This is a genomic window from Floridaenema aerugineum BLCC-F46 (genome assembly GCF_041929345.1).
In the GTDB taxonomy this organism is placed as follows: domain Bacteria; phylum Cyanobacteriota; class Cyanobacteriia; order Cyanobacteriales; family Aerosakkonemataceae; genus Floridanema; species Floridanema aerugineum.
Map to the genome: position 1 here is coordinate 39,515 of NZ_JBHFNQ010000164.1, position 18,744 is coordinate 58,258.

Below are 18,744 nucleotides of genomic sequence, written 5' to 3' on the forward strand. Positions count from 1 at the left end.
TCCAACTCTATTCGTAGGGTGCGTTAGCAATAGCGTAACGCACCATCCCAAAAGATTCTTCCAACAATTTCACCGCTTCCCTAACAACTTCATCAGGCGAAATATCCAAACATTCCATTTGATAAGGACATTCAAATCCATAACAAGGAGAACATTCTGTAAAACGGCGTAAAAGCTTAGTTGGGGCATTTCTTGGTTGCCATTGACTTTCTAATTCAGTCCCGGAATATAAAACTACCATTGGTTTTAAGAAAGCATCAGCAATGTGCATTGTTCCCGAATTATTAGCTATTACTAAACTACTACGTTTAACAATTGCTGCTAGTTCTGGAATCGAAGTTTTTCCGACTAAAGAAACTATGTTTCGATTGTTCAAAATAGGTTTGAATAAATCAGTTTCTCGATCGCTTCCCACCACCACAACCTTTAACTTACTTTCCGCTGCCAACATTGACGCGACAGTAGCAAAACGCTGGATATCATAGCGACGAGCCGCACAACTAGCACCGGGAGCTAAAATAATAAAAGGCTGATTTGGGGTAAGATCTACATTTAATAGTAAGCGATCGCCATTCTTTTGCATTTCCTCAGTTACAGCTAATTCCAAATGACGACCTTCAGGTATGAAACCAGCAGATTCTAACAGGAATAAATTGCGATCGACTTGATGACAACCATCTGGTAACGGTTTCACCCATTGAGAAAGCACACTACCGCCAAACTCTTTTGATTGACCAATTCTTAACGGAATTCCAGCCAAATAACAAATATATGCTGGCGGATAAGGTGACTGAGAAAAACTCGTAAAAATTAGCGCCGCATCGAAATTTTCCGCCTCAATTTTGGCAATTAAACTTTCTTCCCTAGCGGGAGCTAAAGGCATCACCCAACTAGCATCTTGCCAAACAACTCGCTGGACAATTACCCGATCGACCCCAGGTAATAAAGGCGCAACTTGACTGCCAGCGGGAGATGCCATTAAAGTAATTGACGCATTTGGTAAATGAGAATGCAAAATCCTTAAAGCCGGACTAAGCATTACCACATCACCGATATTATCTAAGCGAATTACCAGAATCCGGCGGGCATTTTGCCATTCAATTGGTAACATTGGCATCTCCTTTGGCGAGACAGGAATTAAATTTTAGATTGGAGATTTTTCAGCGAAATTCCCTCCTCTTCCTTTCCTTCCATAACTAAATCAAAAGCTTGAGCAATTACCATCTCTGGGGAAATTCCTGAAGTATCGTAAATGGCGCGATGGAGAACATCATTTAATGGTGCCCAGCGATCGGGATCTGAGATCGTAAACACCACCACACTAGGAACTTTTAAAGCCGCTGCTAAATGAGAAACTCCAGTATCATTGCAAACCACCAACCGGGCGCGGGTTAACAAAGTTGCCAAAGCACCCAAATTAGTGCGACCTGCTAAATTCAAACTATCAGCTTGCATCTTAGCGGCTACTGATTTAGTTAACTCGATTTCGTGCTGCGAACCTGTGAGTACCACTCGTAAACCTAAACTCGCCAACTCATCTGCCACCTGTGCAAAACCAGCGGGCGACCAACAACGTAGCGGTGTACTCGCACCCGGATGAATGCAAACAAATTCGCCTTCCCGTAATTCTTGCGCTTCGGGAATTTCTCGCAGTGCTTGTCTGTCTTCCTCCAACAAGGGAAACTCCAACTCCTCTCCTTGGGAAGGCACCCCGATATATTCTAAAAGCCTTAAATAACGCCGCACTTCTGATTCATGGGCGAGGTAAGGCAAAAAAGAACTTTCTTCTGGGCAATATTCCCCAGGTGCGAAAAACCCCGCACAGACACGGGCAGCAAACAGTTTAATCAGGGGATTAGTGACTGTACCGCTACCGTGCATTTGCATTGCCAAGTCAAACTTCTGACTTTGGACATATTGCAAAAACAGGGGAATTTGTTCGAGTTGGGGTGTTAACTCCGGTAATCCCGGAAAACCGGGAAATTCCCAGAGTTCATCGAGATAATGACGGAAGCGATCGAACAATGGTTTAATCTGCGACGATCCAATCAGGATAATTTTCGCCTCTGGAAACGCAGCACGTAGCGATCGCCAGGTCGGGACAGCGCAAAGAAAATCACCCAGTCCTACCAAAGCACGTAAAACCACTATCCGCTGGGGACGAAACTGTAAGGTTTTAACAGAATGGAAGAAACGTTCAGGAATCTGATTCACACTTAACAGCTGGTAAAAACATCAATAGGACAAAGTTAACCCAAGAGGCTATTGACCGACAAAGCCAAAATACCCTTGAGTAACAAGCGTGAAATTCTTTACTGTTAAGCAAAATAGCCCCTAAACACCGCCTCTACTTCTACCTCAAGAGTTAACTTTTCTCAACAACCCAAACTAATTTTTGGTTGGAACGTATTGTAAATCACACAACAGAGGAGAGATGGGGAGGTAGGGAGATGGGCAGGGCTAATTCATGTTCGGAGGAGAAAATCATTTAAGTGGAACAGGACTGACACAGAACATCTAAATGTAGGGGTAATTCATGAATTACCCCTACATTTAGATGTTCTGCCTCTGTCAGATTTTTCCCCAAGAGTCCCAAGAGTCCCAAGAGTCCCAAGAGTCCCAAGAGTCCCAAGAGTCCCAAGAGTCCCAAGAGTCCCAAAAGTTCCCCCGGCCCTCTTTCTCTAGGATCTGTACCAGGAAACACAAAAGTTTTAAGCTAATAACTGTGTTAATCGCAAAGTAAATTAAAGTTATCTAGATAACAATTATGGAATTTGTATCAGATCCTCCCGTTTGGATGAAAATCCAAAAAATGAAACAAAGAGTCCGATGGCAAGAACCAATAATTGTGAAACGGGGAATCGATCAAACCCAGTTAGTAATAGATGATGGTCAAGAAGATCGGCCAGAATTCTCTTTTTTAGTAGTGGGAGATAGTGGTTCTGGTGCCCATCGATCGCATCACCCGCAACGCCAAATTGCCGAACAAATGTTACTACATCGAAATGATTGTCGATTTGTGGTTCATACAGGTGATGTAGTTTATTTAGTTGGTTCTAGGGAATACTATCACAAAAATTTTATAGAACCATATCGGGAATTTTTAGTGAATGGGGAAAACCCGAAAAATATTAAATACGATCGAATGCTATTTAATCAGCCGTTTCTGCCCGTACCGGGAAATCACGATTATTATGATTTGCCATTTCTTTATGGATTATTAGCGCAAACTGCATTACCCTTGCGTCGTCTTTTCCGTTCTCAAATCGATTTTGATGCTGGTTGGCATGGTTCATTTCAAGGAGAAGCTTACGCCAAAGCTTTTTTAGATTATTTGTTAAATATTAATAATAAACAACAGTTAGAGGAACACCTCGATCGCTATTACAACGCCAATATCAATAATGGTCGGTGTTTGCGTTATCAACCTAAAGAATTCACTCGATTACCCAACCGTTATTATACTTTCCGTTCAGGAGATATTGATTTCTTTGCTTTGGATTCTAATACTTTCAATACCCCTTTACCTTTATCTGAAGATGCTGAGGGAGACGCAAATCGCCGGATATTAGAAAAACGGCGTGCTGATGCAAGGCGAGAACAGCAAGAAATTTTGCGAACTATGGATTCTCTGAATCCCGATCGCCCAGAAGAAGCTGAACAGTTGGATGATTTACGCACTAAACTAGAGCAATTAGAGGAAATTGAAAATGATGTAGATAAACATTTAAATGCCACCGGAGAAGTTACCGTTGATTGGGAACAATTAAACTGGTTACAACAAAGATTAATTGAATCTTGGCATACAGATTCAGTGCGAGGAAGAGTAATTTATTTGCATCATCCTCCTTATGTGACTGAAGCAACAAAGTGGTATCAATCCCAAACTTTAGCAGTGCGCGATCGCTTGCGTGAGGTGTTAGATGAAGTAGCAAAAGCGGTGGGTAATTTAGCTGGCGATCGACCTTTGGTAGATTTAGTTTTGACAGGTCATGCTCACTGTTTAGAATATCTCCGCACGGGTAATACGGGACATGGTGATTCCCATATTAATTGGATTATTTGTGGCGGAAGTGGTTATAGTTTACGTCGGCAAAGAGAGTCAGGTTTAGAAATAACTGAACAGTTAGGAAAAGATATTCGGACTGTGGCGCGATCGCTACTTTTTGTCGGTCGTAGTGGTCAAGGTTATCATAAACATAGACCTTATTCTTTTTTGCGGGTGGATGTGCGATCGGGAACTCCCCCTAAATTTGTAATTCGTCCCTTTGTTGTTGAGAGGTATCAACAGCAATGGCACGAAAGCGAAGTTAAACCATTCGAGATTTGAACAAATAGCTAAATTAATTAACTGTGCCACTTATAAAATGTAACTGCATCCACTAAAAGGCATAAAAATGTAGCCCTCTCAACTCAATAAGTTATATTAATCGTTCTAAATACTGATAGATCAAATACATTTTCTCTCCCATTTGGTTGATGCGACCCTCCACCTAAATTTGTTGCAATAAATATTTAGGAAACAGTGTAGGAAAACAACAAAATTATGCGCCCATTGAACATAGGATTATCACAAGAACAACGTCAAGGAGTCATCGATTTATTAAATCGTGACCTATCAGATGCTTATTTACTGTTAATCAAAACCAAAAAATATCACTGGGATGTAGTTGGCCCACAATTCCGTTCTCTACATACATTGTGGGAAGAACAATACACAGCTTTGACAGCTAACATTGATGCACTCGCAGAACGAGTTCGTGCTTTAGGTGGCTATCCTATTGGTACAGCTAAAGGCTTTCTGGAAAACGCTTCTCTTAAAGAAGATGCGGGAACTCTACCTAATGCTTATGGCATGGTAGAAAATTTAGTATCAGATCATGAATCAGTTATCCGCAATTTGCGCGATCACGTAGACCAATGTGCGGAAAATTTCCACGATCAAGGAACAGCTGATTTCCTGACAGGATTAATGGAACAACATGAGGAAATGGCATGGATGTTGCGTTCCTTCATCGAAGGTGAACAAATTTCCCCAGATGGCAAACTATCCTCTGATTTAAGAGTTCCTGTAGAAGCAAATAGCAGATAGTTTAAGCGAGATCCCCGACTTCTTCAAGAAGTCGGGGATCTATGGAGTTTAAGCGAGATCCCCGACTTCTTCAAGAAGTCGGGGATCTGTAGATTTCATTCATCTTCTTCTTTTTGCCACTGCGCTAAAGTTTGCCAAGCATTAAACCCGCGATACTGAAGATAATTAACTAGTTTACTCTTAGTTTTTGGGTCAATATTGCCAAAGTCTGTAATATGATATTTCCGCATTATCTTCGCTTTTAAATCAGCTAAATCGTCTGTTTCCTCATTTTCTTCTTGTGCTGACCAAACTTCCTCAAATAAATCGCTAGAAATGCCTTTTTCAAAACACTTACGTTTGATCATAGACTTGCCGTATTTTCCTTGAGATGAAGAAATTAAACTTTCGACCAAACGAGCGTCTGATTGATAACCAAGTTCTTGTAAATGATTAATAGCCTCGACGATTTCCCCTTCTTCAAAGCCTTTTTCTTTGCCTTTTTTTTCTAACTCACGAGTGCTATATTCGCGACGTGCCAAAAGCAGATAAAAGTAATCAATGCAAGTCATATATAACCTTCATTAGTTAAAGAATAGTTATGAAAAGATTATTTGCCTGTTAATATTGTAACACTTTAAATATTTATGCAATGGCTAAAATATAGTAGATATATTTAAAGTAATAATGTTAGGGGTAAACAGTATGTTGCTCAATTTAATTGCAGATTACGGGAATGGCGATCCAGCTTTTGCAGAAGTAATTCAACGTCTGATAGCAGAAATACCGGAAGCGCAGATTCACTGTCTTTCAGTACCGCCTTTTAGTACTTTAGCAACGGGGTTTTGGGTGGCGCAATTGGGTTTAAATAAAGGGCCAAAAAATCGCTTGATTTATCATAACTGTGCTCCGCGACAAGATAATCCAGAAGCTAGGCAAAATAACGAGGGGGAAGGGTTAACTTATGCTTTGTTACCGAATGATGTGAAAGTTGTTGGAGTTTTTGCCGGATACACCCTTTCTTTTATTAAGAATCATGCCCAAGTTTTGCATACAATCAAAGTTTCTAGGGGGGGTTCGCAGTTTCGATCGCGTGACGTATTTCCCGCTGCTGTAGGTGCGATCGCCAAAGGAGATCTCAGCCTTTTAGGAGAACAATTACATCCCGAACAAATCCCCGACGCACCAATCGATCGCGTAGCTTGGATTGATGGCTATGGTAACATCAAAACCACCATTCCGGCACACACAATAAACCTAAAACCAGAACAAAAAGTAGTAATTCGAGTCGGAGATGTCGTCAGCGATGCCATATATTCCGATGGCAGTTTTCGCGTCCCCGAAGGTACTTTAGCATTTTCGCCCGGAAGTTCGGGATGGGAAACATCAACCGGAGAAACTATTCGCTGGATGGAACTATTTTTGCGTGGTGGAAGTGCTTGGGAACGTTTTGGTAGACCTCGCTTAAATCAAACCGTAACTCGTCTTTCTTAAATTAATTGTGGGTTACTGAAACTTTTGTAGAGACGTTGTATACAACGTCTCTACGAAGAATGTTAAATATTTTCAGTACAATTTCTGATAAGACTACTTATTAAGTTAGCAACTGAAGTCTGATTCACTACTTAGAAACAAAAACTTTAGCTTCATGTTCGCCCAAATCAACTATTAGCTGATTATCCTTTGCTTTTACATCATTACCAGCTAACCAATCATACCAATTGTTATGCTCAGGAAATTGATTAATTTTGTATTGGGCTAAATCTTGTTCAGAAAAGTTAGCAACTACAACTACTCGCGATCCTTCTTCATTCCAACGCTGATAAGCTAATACTTTATTCTCTGAATCTTGATGGAATAAATCCACATTCTCACTATGGAGTGCGGGATTTTGTTTTCGCAAGGTAATCAACTTTTTATAATACTCAAACAAATCATGATTGAGTTGATTATCTAACAAATTCCATCTAATAGGACTTGCTTGCTCAGTGGATTTAGATTTGCGTTTACTCTCGCCAAATTCCTCACCCATCCAAATCATTGGGACTCCCACTGCTGTCATTAATAAAACTGCTGCTAATTTCGCTCTTTTAAAAGCAGCTGCCTCAGAAATTCCAGCATTACCAAGTTTACCTAAAAGCCTTTCTTGGTCGTGACTTGCTAAATAATTTACCAACTTATTAGTAGTTGGGTAATTCTGCTGTTTTGGTTCTAAAACTTCTTGCAATTTGTCTAAATCAAAGACATCATTGCAGATAGTTTCTGTGATAAACATCCGAAAACTTTCGTGCCATAAGCCGTCCATTGGCCCCTGAGAAGCAACGACACTTGGTTGTTCGGGAATGCACTCAGCAATGTTGTAAAAAGGTTTATTTCCTGCTGCTTTTTTAGCTTCGTCAGTAATCCAATTAATAAAATTAAAATTCGGTTTTTCAATATCAAGACTAGCAAGTTGAGAAACAGCATCAAAGCGAATACCATCAATGTGATATTCTTGAATCCAAAACCGCACGACATCGCCAATAAATTTCCAAGCAGGACGAATATCTAACTTTTCATCGTAGTATTCATAATTAAATTCTGGCCCCCAATAATCAGTTTCTTTTTTGTGTTCTTTTTTTGTGGCATAGTACCAGTAGGTGCGATCGATCTTCAGCAAAGGACATTCTGACGCAGAATGATTATAAATCCCATCAAGTATGACGCGAATTCCCCTAGCATGACACTCATCAACTAACCGTTTAAAATCCTCCGGGAAACCATAACTGTTTTCTAAAGCAAAAAAATTACTTACTAAATAACCCCAATTATATTTTCCCGGATGTTCATTTAATGGCATCAATTCAATAGCATTAATTCCTAACTCTTTCAAGTAATCCAACTTATCAACTACTCGCTTTAATACCTCTCTTTTTTCCGAGTTCGCATTACTGCCAGAAAAATCAGCAACGTGCAATTCATACATTACTAATTCCTGATTGTCAGGGAGTGGTTTATCGTCATTTTGCCAAACATAAGTATCAAGAATTCTATTGCCATCTTTGACTCGCACTACAGCGCCAGAAGTATGAGGATCTATTTCTGTAGCGTAGGGATCTACTACTTCTTCCCATTCATTACTTTGGACACGAAACTTATACTGATAAATACCATCTTCCAACTCTACAGAAGTCCGAAAATAACCATCCTCACTCTTAATCATTGGCGCTTCTTGCCAACTATTAAAAGAACCAATCAAAGACGCTTTCTTATTATTAGGAGCAAATAACTTGAATTCTATTGAATTTGGCATAATTTATATCTATAAACAAAGGAATTTAATATTAATCTAAAAATTAAACATCATACTTCTACCAAAGGAATGAAAGTAACCTTAAATAATCTGTCAACTGGAATACAAATAGTACAAAAAACTCGATGTAATGCAGAAATCCTCCCTAAGATTGATAGCACTCAACAATAAATTAGTGAATATTCAAAAAAGTTGCCAAAGAGACAACTGAAAAAGGCGAAATTACCGATCGACCAAAAACTTTTCGGATGTGGAATTACGACGCTGCGGGAATGTATGCACCCGGCTCGGACCCCATGTATTTGTGTATTCCCTTGTATTTAGGTTGGCATTCTCTTGGCAGTTATTTAGTCTTTTATGAAAATAGTTTTGAAGCTTTATTCACATTCTCCGATGGGTTATGGAAAATCGCGCCTAGATAAATTCCGTATGGTAAGATTTGAAGACGGAATAGAAATCTTTTGGGAACAACAAGGAGAATATGCTTTTCCTTACCAAACCGTGAAGATTCAATTACATGGAATGGAAGCAAAAGCAGCTTGGGTAAACGGTAACTCCGTTGACTGCCAAGAGAATTATTTAATAACTGAACAATTTCCTCAAATGTACGTTGCTGGAGAATTTAAAATAGATTAAATAATTTTTTTGAACATCTGTGTTCATCCGTGTTCATCTGTTGAGTTTGTTTTAGAACATTACTAACATAATTTGGTGAGTTACACTGCGTTAACGCACCCTAGTAATTTTGCTGTGTTTATTCTCGGCGTTCTTGATAATCTTCAGAAGAAGTTGGGTCTAATTCCCAGCGGCGATCGTCCCGTTGTTCTAAGATTTCAGTAGTGCGGAGGAAAGCGCGATCGTCCATTTCCAAACCAACAGCAGCACCCAATTCCTCAACAATACTCTGATCGGGAGTGGCGACAGTTCCACCTACAGCTTCTTCGCCATCAGAATTAGCTAGTTCCCAAGCAGCATCCACGTCACCGCCACTTAATTCGGGACTAGTCGAAGTGTACTGTTTCTCCTCATCCCGCAGTCTGCGCGTGCCAATATTGTATCCTGGCTCTGGCTTAATTCCAGTTCCGTAAGACTCAGTAATTTCTTGCGGTAGATTGGAAATTACCCCTTCGTTATTGTTTAGGTTCTTATCTGTTTTGTCAGCCATAATACACGCTCCTTATATCTTTACTAGGTTAGTTTCTTACAACAAATATTATGTCTGACTTTAGAGCGAAACCGATCTATCTCTTTTGATTGACGAGAACTCAGGGCGAAAATACATAACCTAGTAAGAGATCCGATGAGCGATCGCAACTTTTGTTGAGATAAAAAATATCAGAGGATACCATGCAACGTGATGAATTTTTTAAGCACGTTCAAAGTATTGCCCAGCTTGGTTCTCATGAAGAAGCAGAACGTGCTGTTCGTGCTACTTTAGAAACCCTTAAAGAACGTATTGTCGGCGATGAGGCTAAAGATTTAGCTTCTCAATTACCAGCAGAAATCGGGGAGTATTTACGCGGTAGAGAAGGAGAGAACGGGCAAGCCTTTTCTCTACAAGAATTTTATCAAAAGGTTGCCGAAAAAGAAAGTGTAGATCCAGTTACAGCCGCCACTCATGCGCGTGCTGTTGTCTCAGTTTTAAATATTGCGGTTACACCAGGGGAATTTGCAGATATTCGGGCTAATCTTTCGCCTGATTATTTGGATTTATTACCTTCAGCTAACCCCAGTTCACAAGTAGTTTCTGGAAGTTAAATTGAACAAAATTTACCAAGACTTTGAGGAAATAAAATGGCACATCATAACGGTCACAGCATTAATAAAAGAGTAGCAATTCTCATTGAGACTGGAGTGGAAGATTCCGAGTTTCAAGTACCTTATAAAGCGATAAAAATGGCGGGATTCGATGTAGTTGTTCTCGGTTCTCGGATGAACAGCACTTATGTTGGAAAGAATGGCAAAGTTTCCCAGAAACCTGACGCAACTACTACCGAATCTCGTCCTGAAGAATTCGATGCAGTAATTATTCCTGGGGGAATGGCTCCTGACACAATGCGGACTAACCCAAATACGGTAAGATTTGTGCAGGAAGCAATGAGACAAGGAAAATTAATTGCTGCTGTTTGTCATGGGCCACAAGTATTAATTGAAGGCGATTTGCTCAAAGATAAAAATGCCACTGGCTATCGCGCAATCCGCAAGGATATGATTAACGCTGGTGCTAATTACATTGATGAACCTTTGGTGGTTGATGGCAATTTAATTACTTCTAGAAGACCGGGAGATTTAGCAATTTTTACCACTGCAATTTTAAGCCGTTTAGGTTATGGTGGTCAGGAAGTAGACTTGCCTAATGAAAGTGATATTACTGCTGAATGGTGGAAACTTGCTGATGCTTGGGGTGGTTCTACAAAAGGCGACATTACTAAAGCTTTGAATACATCTCTTGCAGGTGAGCGTTATTCTCATGAAGAGTTTCAAAAGTATGCAGAAAAATGCTCTGATGTGGAATTGCGATCGCTATTACAAGAAATAATCGCTAACAAAGCCAGCCACATTCAAATGATCGAAGCACGCCTAAATGCACTAGGCGAAAAACCCTCTTTACCAGCACAAGCTGCTGATACTTACGCCAAAATAAAAACTGGCTTACAAGGTAGCGACGATTTGTTTATGTTGCGTACTGCTTTAGGCGATATCCAAACAGCAGTTGTGGATACATATCAACTGAGTTCTCAATTAACTGATCCAGTTTCTACAGCTTTGTTCTTAGAAATTGAAGAAGATTTAGCCAAATACGAACGGCGTTTAGCAGACCTTTATAAAGCGCGTTTTGCTGGAGAAATTGCACCAGCAGCTAAACCTTCAACAAGTCCTGCTGTAGGTGTTTAATTTGGGCATGACAGGCAAGATGCCTGTCCTACGGGACGGGAAAATTTAGTTTCTTGTCCCGATTTTTTGGAAAAATCAGGAGGTGAAAAAGTGGAAAGAAGATTAGAAGGGAAAGTGGCAATTATCACGGGTGCAGGTACAGGAATTGGCGAAGCTATTGCTCACAAATTTGCTAAAGAAGGGGCAAAAGTTGTAGTTAATGGATTACCCAGCGATCCAGTTGCAGAAGTTGTAGCTGCAATTAAAAAATATGGTGGTCAAGCTGTAGCTTATACTGGTGATATTTCGGAAGAAAATCATGCTCAAGCTTGCGTTCATGCCGCAATTACTGAGTTTGGAAATCTCCACATTTTGATTAATAATGCTGGCGTTTTCTTAACAACTGCGGAAATGCAAAGTTATCCGGTAGAAGATTTCGATCGCACTATCAGAATGAATCTTCGTTCCGCATTTTTGATGACAAAATACGCTTTACCGCACTTACAAAGAACCAAAGGAAATATCGTTTCCACAGGTTCAGAAGCTGGGTTTAATGGATTAGCTCAAAATGCTCCTTATGGCGGAACAAAAGGCTGGATGCACTCTTTTATGAAAGGAGTTGCTGTTGAACAAGCTCAATATGGAGTGCGAGCAAATTGTGTTTGCCCGGGTGCAATTGATACTGCTTGGACACACAAAGAAACGGGGCCAATGGATTCCAAAATGGAGCAAACTTTAATTAAAGGAACTCCAATGGCGCGACGGGGTACACCGGAAGAAGTTGCCAATGTTTTTGCTTTTTTGGCATCTGATGAAGCCAGTTATGTAACGGGTGCATTGTGGTTAGTTGATGGCGGTGTAACTGTTGCTAAAGGGTCAGTTGGTGAAGATACGCCGAACTATTTGCGGGAAGAACCTCAAGGTGAGTTGCGCTTAGATCATTCGTTAGAAGGATTAAAAAACAAAGAGACTCACGCTATCAAGAAATAAGCTAGCGAGGGGAAAGTATGACACCATTTCGCGATCGCACACAAGCAGGTAAATTATTAGCCGAAAAACTGACAAAATACGCTAATAATTCCGATGTTTTGGTATTAGCATTACCTCGTGGGGGGGTTCCCGTTGCTTTTGAAGTAGCCAAAGCTTTAAATGTACCATTGGACGTATTTATAGTGCGAAAATTGGGAGTTCCTAGCCATACAGAATTAGCGATGGGTGCGATCGCTTCTGGCGGTGTCTGCTTCTTGGATCGAGAAATTATTAGGTCGTTTGATGTTTCCCAAGAGGCGATCGATTTAGTCAAGCAACATGAAGAAAGAGAATTAAAACGGCGGGAAAATATTTACCGAAAAAACCGACCAGAACCCAATTTTCGCGATCGCACAATCATTTTAGTAGACGATGGTTTAGCCACTGGTGCCACAATGCGGGTTGCTGTAATGGCGCTCAAACCTCATCAACCAAAGTCTATTGTGGTTGCAGTTCCTGTTGCTGCTACAGAAAGTTTTTCTGAGTTTGGCGCAGAAGTAGATGAAGTAGTAAGTGTAATTTTACCCGAAAGACTTTGGGCGATCGGACATTGGTACAACAACTTTTCCCAAACCACAGATCAAGAAGTTTGTTCGCTATTGGAACAGGCAACCTGTCAACTTTCAGCAACTTGATTAATTAGGAGTAAAAGAAGCAATGAAAAAGCTTAATTTTCGCAAATTAGTAGTTGTTTCACTCGCCACAATTACGCTATTTTTGGGTCAATTTTTTAATTCTGGTAACTCGCTGTTAGCACAATCAAGTTCTATCACTCCAGAAGGCGACTATTACCAAGTTGCACCAGAATATGCAGGTAAAGGCCCCGTTAATTCAGTCAAAGAAACAGTGAAAAACGCTACGGAAAATATAGTAGAAAAACTGAATTTGAATGAACCGCTACCTCCAGAAACGAAAAAGTTTATCAATCAAGTACAAGACTCCGTTGGTAACACTGCAAAACCAATTACGGGAAATCAAGAGGGATACTTCGAGAACGAAAATACCCAAATTAGACGGTGATTAATTAAGCAAAAGTTGTTAGTCATTTAATTTCAGGAGATTTAGATTAATGAAAGCAGTTTGCTGGCATGGTGCTAATGATGTCCGGGTGGAAAATGTACCCGATCCCAAAATTATTAACCCCCGTGATGCCATTATTAAAATTACTTCAACGGCAATTTGTGGCTCAGATTTACACATTTATGATGGCTTCATTCCCACAATGGAAAAAGGGGATATTTTGGGTCATGAATTCATGGGAGAAGTAGTTGATTTAGGCAGCGAAGTTAAGAATGTGAAAATTGGCGATCGCGTAGTCGTTCCCTTCACCATTTCTTGTGGCAACTGCTTCTTTTGTAACCGCGATTTATGGTCACTTTGCGACAATTCCAACCCGAATGCTTGGATGGCTGAAAAAATGATGGGTCATTCACCATCGGGATTATTTGGTTACTCCCATTTATTCGGCGGATATGCAGGCGGACAAGCAGAATATGCCCGCGTTCCCTTTGCCGATGTTGGATTATTTAAAATCCCTGAAGGACTAACAGACGACCAAGTTTTATTCCTCACAGATATCTTTCCAACTGGTTATATGGCAGCCGAAAATTGCCAAATTCAACCAGGCGATACTGTAGCAGTTTGGGGTTGTGGGCCTGTGGGACAATTTGCGATTAAAAGTGCTTATTTGTTGGGGGCCGATCGGGTAATTGCGATCGACCGAATTCCCGAAAGATTACAAATGGCAAAAGAACAAGGAAAAGCCGAAATCATTAATTACGAAGAAGTCGATGCAGGCGAAGCATTAAAAGAAATGACAGGCGGAAGAGGGCCTGATGCTTGTCTTGATGCCGTAGGAATGGAAGCACATGGAACAGGTCTAGATGCCCTCTACGATAAAGCTAAACAAGCAGTACGTTTAGAAACAGATAGACCTACCGCATTAAGGCAAGTAATAGTCGCTTGTCGTAAAGGTGGAAGAGTATCTTTAGCAGGTGTTTATGGCGGCTTTTTAGACAAAATTCCGATGGGTGCAGCCTTCAACAAAGGCTTATCTTTCAAGATGGGACAAACTCATGTTCATCGCTACTTAAAACCCTTATTGGAACATATCCAAAACGGCAAAATCGACCCATCTTTTGTGATTACCCACAAGATGAATATAGAAGACGCACCCAAAGGCTACGAAATCTTTAAGCACAAAAAAGATAACTGCATCAAAGTTGTTTTAAAACCGTAAATAAGTCATTTAGCAAACAACAAATTAGGAGGTTATATGTTTCTCAAAAGCAAACAAACTGGTACGCTGATTCAAATTAATGATACTGAATCTCTGATTAATCCTAATCAACAAGAGATCAAAGGACAAAATCAAGCCGGACAAGAAGAACAAGATACGACTACTTACAACAAACAAGAATTAGTTTTCCCATCCGGTGAAAGTCTCCCCCGTTGCTGGTTAGATAGCAACTACACAACAGCTTAATTGTAGGGTGCGTTAGTGAAACGTAACGCACCATCCCGATAGTTAATTGTAGGATGCGTTAGTGAAACGTAACGCACCATCCCGATAGTTAATTGTAGTTAATTGTAGGGTGCGTTAGTGAAACGTAACGCACCATCCCGATAGTTAATTGTAGGATGCGTTAGTGAAACGTAACGCACCATCCCGATAGTTAATTGTAGGATGCGTTAGTGAAACGTAACGCACCATCCCGATAGTTAATTGTAGGGTGCGTTAGTGAAACGTAACGCACCATCCCGATAGTTAATTGTAGGGTGCGTTAGTGAAACGTAACGCACCATCCCGACAAAAAGAGCAACTACCAAACAAAGGAAAAACTATGCCCGATACAAGTGTTAAAAAAGTAGATTCTGCCTATTCTCCTAAAGGTGAAATGGGGCAAAAATATCTCGCTTCTGGAAAAAGTCTTTCCATGCGTCTTTGGGAAGATGAACAACCAAGTGATGCTAAACCAGAAGCACAAAGAGATTATGAAACTGTCGGTTATGTTATCAAAGGTTGTGCAGAATTACACATTGAAGGACAAATGATTTTGCTAGAACCTGGTAGTTCTTGGGTAGTTCCTAAAGGCGCAACTCATACTTACAAAATTCTCGAATCATTCACGGCAGTAGAAGCAACTTCTCCTCCGGCACAGGTTCACGGACGCGATGAGTAATGATGACTGAAGTCATCACAACGGACTTTCTTAGATCCCCGACTTCTTGAAGAAGTCGGGGATCTGGATTCAGACTATATAAATAGATATAAATAAAACTTAAGTTTTGTATAACTAGAGGATGAAGAGTAGAAATAATTAAAAAGCTATTTATTAAGTAGAGTTAACATTCAACGAATTGCAAATAAACGTGGTTGAGGAGAACCGAGTTCTTTCCCATTAGAATTGGAAAAAAGAGAATTTGCTTATCAATTTTGGAATCATTCTGATGGTACGCAAAGTGCTGAAGGACGTTGGGCAAAAGGTAAATCAATGGACGGTAGAGGCGAGTTTGAATATATCGCTAATCCCGAAGGTTTAAGTGCAGAACCAGAACCACCAATGCCAGATCCCAAATTACATGGTACTCCCAAAGGTCGGTAATTAAAACGCTTAGATCCCCGACTTCTTGAAGAAGTCGGGGATCTAGTCTTTCTTTCCTTCTGCCTTATCCTAGAATAAAGTGAGCATTACACCTGATCGATAGGCAAAGGGAGTCCCGATGAAGCGCAAGAATCCAAAAGTCCTCGCCTTGATACTGCAAAGCAGTGTCGTCCTTTCTACTTTACTGTTTTCCCTTGGTCTTGCTAGCGCCCAAACTACTGCACCTACAAGCCCAGCAATTAGCAATTTGGAACGACAAGAACTCAGACGTTTGAGAGATGAAAGGCGCATTCAACAACAAGTTCAAGCCCAGGCAAATCTTGCTTTCAGTCGGACGACTACGTTATTTAATATTTTGTTGGCTATTTTAGGGTTACTTTTGACTGCTTCTTTGGTGGCAATTTTCCTGTTGCGGCGATCGGTTTTGCGAGAGGTGGGAGTTGTTGTTAAAGAACATCTTAGTGGGTTGAAAGATTTAGAATTGAAACTCGCTAGTGCTAGTCAAGAAGTGCAAAATATTCTGTTAGTTGCAGCAGATTTACAAAAGAAGTTGAACGAACAAGTTGATGATTTTCAAGCAGAAATTGACGATCGCTACGAGGATGTATCACAAATTTCTGGGGAGTTGTCGCAGTCGAAAAAACAGGCTTTAAAGGAATTGGAAACGCAACTTAAAGATGCTCAATTAGCTTTGGTAGAAGTTAGTAATGAGTTTAAGGTGCATTTGGTGGAATTGCGATCGGACGCACAACACCAAAGAAATTCAGCTGTTGAAAGTTTGGAAAGATTAGCTGGGGAATTAACTCCGCATTTAGAAAGAGTGAAAGCGGATACCGAGGAACAAGGTAAAGCGATAATTCATAATTTAGAAAAATCTAAAGCAGATTTTGGTTCGCAGTTGAATATCTTGCTGGCAGATGTGCAGAAACAACGGGATTTATTGACGCAGAATTTACAAAATTTGAGTGCTGAATTTGTGCCGTTGGTTTCGCAATTGCAAACAGAGGTTAAAGCCCAAAAAGATACGACTATTCAACATTTGAAAGAGGCGGAAACAGATTTTGATATTAAGTTAACTGCGCTGCATTCGGATACGGAAAGACAACGCGATCGCATTCTCCAAACCCTACAACAATTAGAAGCAGAATTTTCTCCTCAACTTTTGGCAATTCAATCTGATACGGAACAAAAAGCCAAGGAACTGCATAATGCAACTATGCAGAAAATGGAAAAATTAAGTGTTGAAATGACCAAGGAATTGGATGGTTCTAAATCTCAGATTCTTGGCAAAATGAGTGAAAGTTTGCAAAGGTTACAGGCTTTAGAAAAAGACTTTACTACACAGGTGGAGGGTTGGCGATCGGGAATTTCCGCCAGCAAGGAACAAACTTTGCAAAGTCTGCAAGGTTTAGATACAGAAGTGAAAAATCAGTTAACTAAGTTACAGTCAGGAATTGCCAGCAAACAAGCAGAAACTCAACAGGTTTTAGCCCAGTTAAACGGCGAAATAAAAAACCAAATCGCTCAGTTACAAGCGGAAATTCAAAAACAACAAAATGCTAGCCAAGCTAATTTACAAAAATTAGAAGCAGCAGTTAAAAATCAATTAGCGCAACTGCAAACGGAAGTTCAAAAGCAACAAGAAGCTAGCCAAAATCATCTGGAAGAATTAGCCAGGGAAGCGGCGAATTTTGTATCTCAATTACAAGCGGAAATTCAAGCGAGAAAAGAGCAGGTAATTCACAGTTTGGGAGAATCACAACATTCTGTGTCGCACAAATTGAGCGAAATTGAATCAGATGCCATAACACAAAAAGCACATATTTTGCAAAGATTGGCTGATACTTCTTCAGATGCGATCGCCCAAACACTAATCCCCGAAACTCATCACCAATTACAAACTTTAAACGAACAAATCCAAAAATTGAAAGCTAATCATCCTGACTTGTTCTTATCACCCGATGATTACTTGAATCAAGGTAATGTGTTGTTTGCAGAAGGTGAATATCACGAAGCTATTGCTAAATACGATCGCGCCATTGAATACAAAACTGATAACACTCAAGCTTGGTATCAGAAAGGTTTAGCTTATTGGGAGTTGAAGAAGTACGAACAAGCGATCGCTTCCTTTGATAAAGTGTTGGAAATTAATCCTGAAGATACCGAAAGTTTGTATCATCGCGGTTTAGCATTGAAGGAATTGAAACGCTTTGAACCTGCATTAGCTATCTTTAATAAAGTAACCCAACTGCAAGAAAATCATTACAAAGCTTGGTTACAAAAAGGGATGGTTTTAGGCAAGTTGAAACGCCATGAAGATGCGATCGCAGCTTACGATAAAGCGATTGAAATTAAACCAGATTATCACGAAGCTTGGGTCGATCGGGGAGTCGCTTTAGGAACCTTGCAACAACACGAAGAAGCTTTTAAATCCTTTGAACAAGCTACCACATTACAACCCGATGATGCCGTAGCTTGGATAAATCAAGGTTTAGCTTTGGGAGTTTTGGAAAGGTACGAAGACGCAATTTCGGCTTTTGAAAAAGCCATTGACTTAAATCCCGAATCTCACAAAGCGTGGAATTACAAAGGCGAAATGTTGCTGAAATTGGAGAAAGATCAAGAAGCAATAGAAAGCTTCGATCGCGCAACCCAAATTGAGCCAAAATATGCGCCAGCATATTACAACAAAGCCGCCTGTTTTGCACTCCAAGAACAGGTAAAACCAGCCATTGAAAACCTAGAACAAGCGATTAGAATTAACCCGAAATATCGCCAAGAAGCAAAAAGCGATCGCGACTTTGAAGCGATATCAGAGTCCGATCGTTTCTGGCAATTAGTAGAAGACTAATTCCCGTAGGGTGCGTTAGCGC

General features: G+C 40.3%; 18 protein-coding genes and 2 pseudogenes. 15 read left to right on the forward strand and 5 right to left on the reverse strand.

Going from position 1 to position 18,744, the window contains the following annotated elements; all coding sequences use genetic code 11:
* Positions 1-7: 7 nt before the first annotated feature.
* On the reverse strand, positions 8-1,111 hold the full coding sequence (locus tag ACE1CC_RS21205) for a glycosyltransferase family 9 protein (protein WP_413272425.1): 1,104 nt from the start codon (positions 1,109-1,111) through the stop codon (positions 8-10).
* A gap of 26 nt (positions 1,112-1,137) precedes the next feature.
* Positions 1,138-2,214, reverse strand: coding sequence for a glycosyltransferase family 9 protein (locus ACE1CC_RS21210; RefSeq protein ID WP_413272426.1), 1,077 nt, complete (start codon positions 2,212-2,214; stop codon positions 1,138-1,140).
* 553 nt (positions 2,215-2,767) lie between these two features.
* Here ACE1CC_RS21210 and ACE1CC_RS21215 point away from each other — a divergent pair.
* Together ACE1CC_RS21215 and ACE1CC_RS21220 are read left to right on the forward strand one after the other, a co-directional pair.
* Positions 2,768-4,330: a metallophosphoesterase gene (locus ACE1CC_RS21215; RefSeq protein WP_413272427.1), complete on the forward strand. Its 1,563-nt coding sequence runs from the start codon at positions 2,768-2,770 to the stop codon at positions 4,328-4,330.
* 216 nt (positions 4,331-4,546) lie between these two features.
* Complete coding sequence (locus ACE1CC_RS21220; protein WP_413272428.1) at positions 4,547-5,092, forward strand: Dps family protein; 546 nt, start codon at positions 4,547-4,549, stop codon at positions 5,090-5,092.
* Positions 5,093-5,187: 95 nt separating this feature from the next.
* Here the strand turns inward: ACE1CC_RS21220 and ACE1CC_RS21225 are convergent, their stop codons facing one another.
* Complete coding sequence (locus tag ACE1CC_RS21225; protein WP_413272429.1) at positions 5,188-5,643, reverse strand: regulatory protein RecX; 456 nt, start codon at positions 5,641-5,643, stop codon at positions 5,188-5,190.
* Between the two features lie 133 nt (positions 5,644-5,776).
* Between ACE1CC_RS21225 and ACE1CC_RS21230 the strand changes: the two genes are divergently transcribed.
* Positions 5,777-6,565 (forward strand): SAM hydrolase/SAM-dependent halogenase family protein, encoded by a 789-nt coding sequence (locus tag ACE1CC_RS21230; RefSeq protein WP_413272430.1) that lies wholly within the window; start codon positions 5,777-5,779, stop codon positions 6,563-6,565.
* 127 nt (positions 6,566-6,692) lie between these two features.
* Here ACE1CC_RS21230 and ACE1CC_RS21235 read toward each other — a convergent pair whose 3' ends face one another.
* On the reverse strand, positions 6,693-8,363 hold the full coding sequence (locus ACE1CC_RS21235; RefSeq protein WP_413272431.1) for an alpha-amylase family glycosyl hydrolase: 1,671 nt from the start codon (positions 8,361-8,363) through the stop codon (positions 6,693-6,695).
* A 236-nt stretch (positions 8,364-8,599) separates the two neighbouring features.
* Here ACE1CC_RS21235 and ACE1CC_RS21240 point away from each other — a divergent pair.
* Positions 8,600-8,758, forward strand: a pseudogene (locus ACE1CC_RS21240) (hypothetical protein); the annotation flags it as partial.
* Between the two features lie 34 nt (positions 8,759-8,792).
* Complete coding sequence (locus tag ACE1CC_RS21245; RefSeq protein WP_413272432.1) at positions 8,793-8,999, forward strand: hypothetical protein; 207 nt, start codon at positions 8,793-8,795, stop codon at positions 8,997-8,999.
* 118 nt (positions 9,000-9,117) lie between these two features.
* Here ACE1CC_RS21245 and ACE1CC_RS21250 read toward each other — a convergent pair whose 3' ends face one another.
* The gene (locus ACE1CC_RS21250) at positions 9,118-9,528 is read right to left on the reverse strand and encodes a DUF6335 family protein (protein WP_413272433.1); all 411 of its coding nucleotides are present in this window, start codon (positions 9,526-9,528) and stop codon (positions 9,118-9,120) included.
* Positions 9,529-9,710: 182 nt separating this feature from the next.
* Between ACE1CC_RS21250 and ACE1CC_RS21255 the strand changes: the two genes are divergently transcribed.
* From ACE1CC_RS21255 to ACE1CC_RS21300, 10 genes and pseudogenes are all read left to right on the forward strand, one after another.
* Positions 9,711-10,121, forward strand: a complete 411-nt coding sequence (locus tag ACE1CC_RS21255) for a DUF2267 domain-containing protein (protein WP_413272434.1) — start codon at positions 9,711-9,713, stop codon at positions 10,119-10,121.
* A 36-nt stretch (positions 10,122-10,157) separates the two neighbouring features.
* Positions 10,158-11,258: a DJ-1/PfpI/YhbO family deglycase/protease gene (locus tag ACE1CC_RS21260; protein ID WP_413272435.1), complete on the forward strand. Its 1,101-nt coding sequence runs from the start codon at positions 10,158-10,160 to the stop codon at positions 11,256-11,258.
* 90 nt (positions 11,259-11,348) lie between these two features.
* Complete coding sequence (locus tag ACE1CC_RS21265) at positions 11,349-12,227, forward strand: SDR family NAD(P)-dependent oxidoreductase (RefSeq protein WP_413272436.1); 879 nt, start codon at positions 11,349-11,351, stop codon at positions 12,225-12,227.
* Positions 12,228-12,244: 17 nt separating this feature from the next.
* Positions 12,245-12,901: a phosphoribosyltransferase gene (locus ACE1CC_RS21270; RefSeq protein ID WP_413272437.1), complete on the forward strand. Its 657-nt coding sequence runs from the start codon at positions 12,245-12,247 to the stop codon at positions 12,899-12,901.
* 22 nt (positions 12,902-12,923) lie between these two features.
* Positions 12,924-13,286, forward strand: coding sequence for a hypothetical protein (locus ACE1CC_RS21275; RefSeq protein ID WP_413272438.1), 363 nt, complete (start codon positions 12,924-12,926; stop codon positions 13,284-13,286).
* 49 nt (positions 13,287-13,335) lie between these two features.
* Complete coding sequence (locus ACE1CC_RS21280) at positions 13,336-14,505, forward strand: zinc-dependent alcohol dehydrogenase (protein WP_413272439.1); 1,170 nt, start codon at positions 13,336-13,338, stop codon at positions 14,503-14,505.
* A 36-nt stretch (positions 14,506-14,541) separates the two neighbouring features.
* The gene (locus tag ACE1CC_RS21285) at positions 14,542-14,751 is read left to right on the forward strand and encodes an acetyltransferase (protein ID WP_413272440.1); all 210 of its coding nucleotides are present in this window, start codon (positions 14,542-14,544) and stop codon (positions 14,749-14,751) included.
* A 358-nt stretch (positions 14,752-15,109) separates the two neighbouring features.
* Complete coding sequence (locus ACE1CC_RS21290) at positions 15,110-15,448, forward strand: cupin domain-containing protein (protein ID WP_413272441.1); 339 nt, start codon at positions 15,110-15,112, stop codon at positions 15,446-15,448.
* Between the two features lie 204 nt (positions 15,449-15,652).
* Positions 15,653-15,871, forward strand: a pseudogene (locus tag ACE1CC_RS21295) (manganese catalase family protein); the annotation flags it as partial.
* Positions 15,872-15,989: 118 nt separating this feature from the next.
* Entirely contained in the window at positions 15,990-18,722 is a 2,733-nt protein-coding gene (locus tag ACE1CC_RS21300) for a tetratricopeptide repeat protein (RefSeq protein WP_413272442.1), read from the forward strand.
* Positions 18,723-18,744 lie beyond the last annotated feature (22 nt).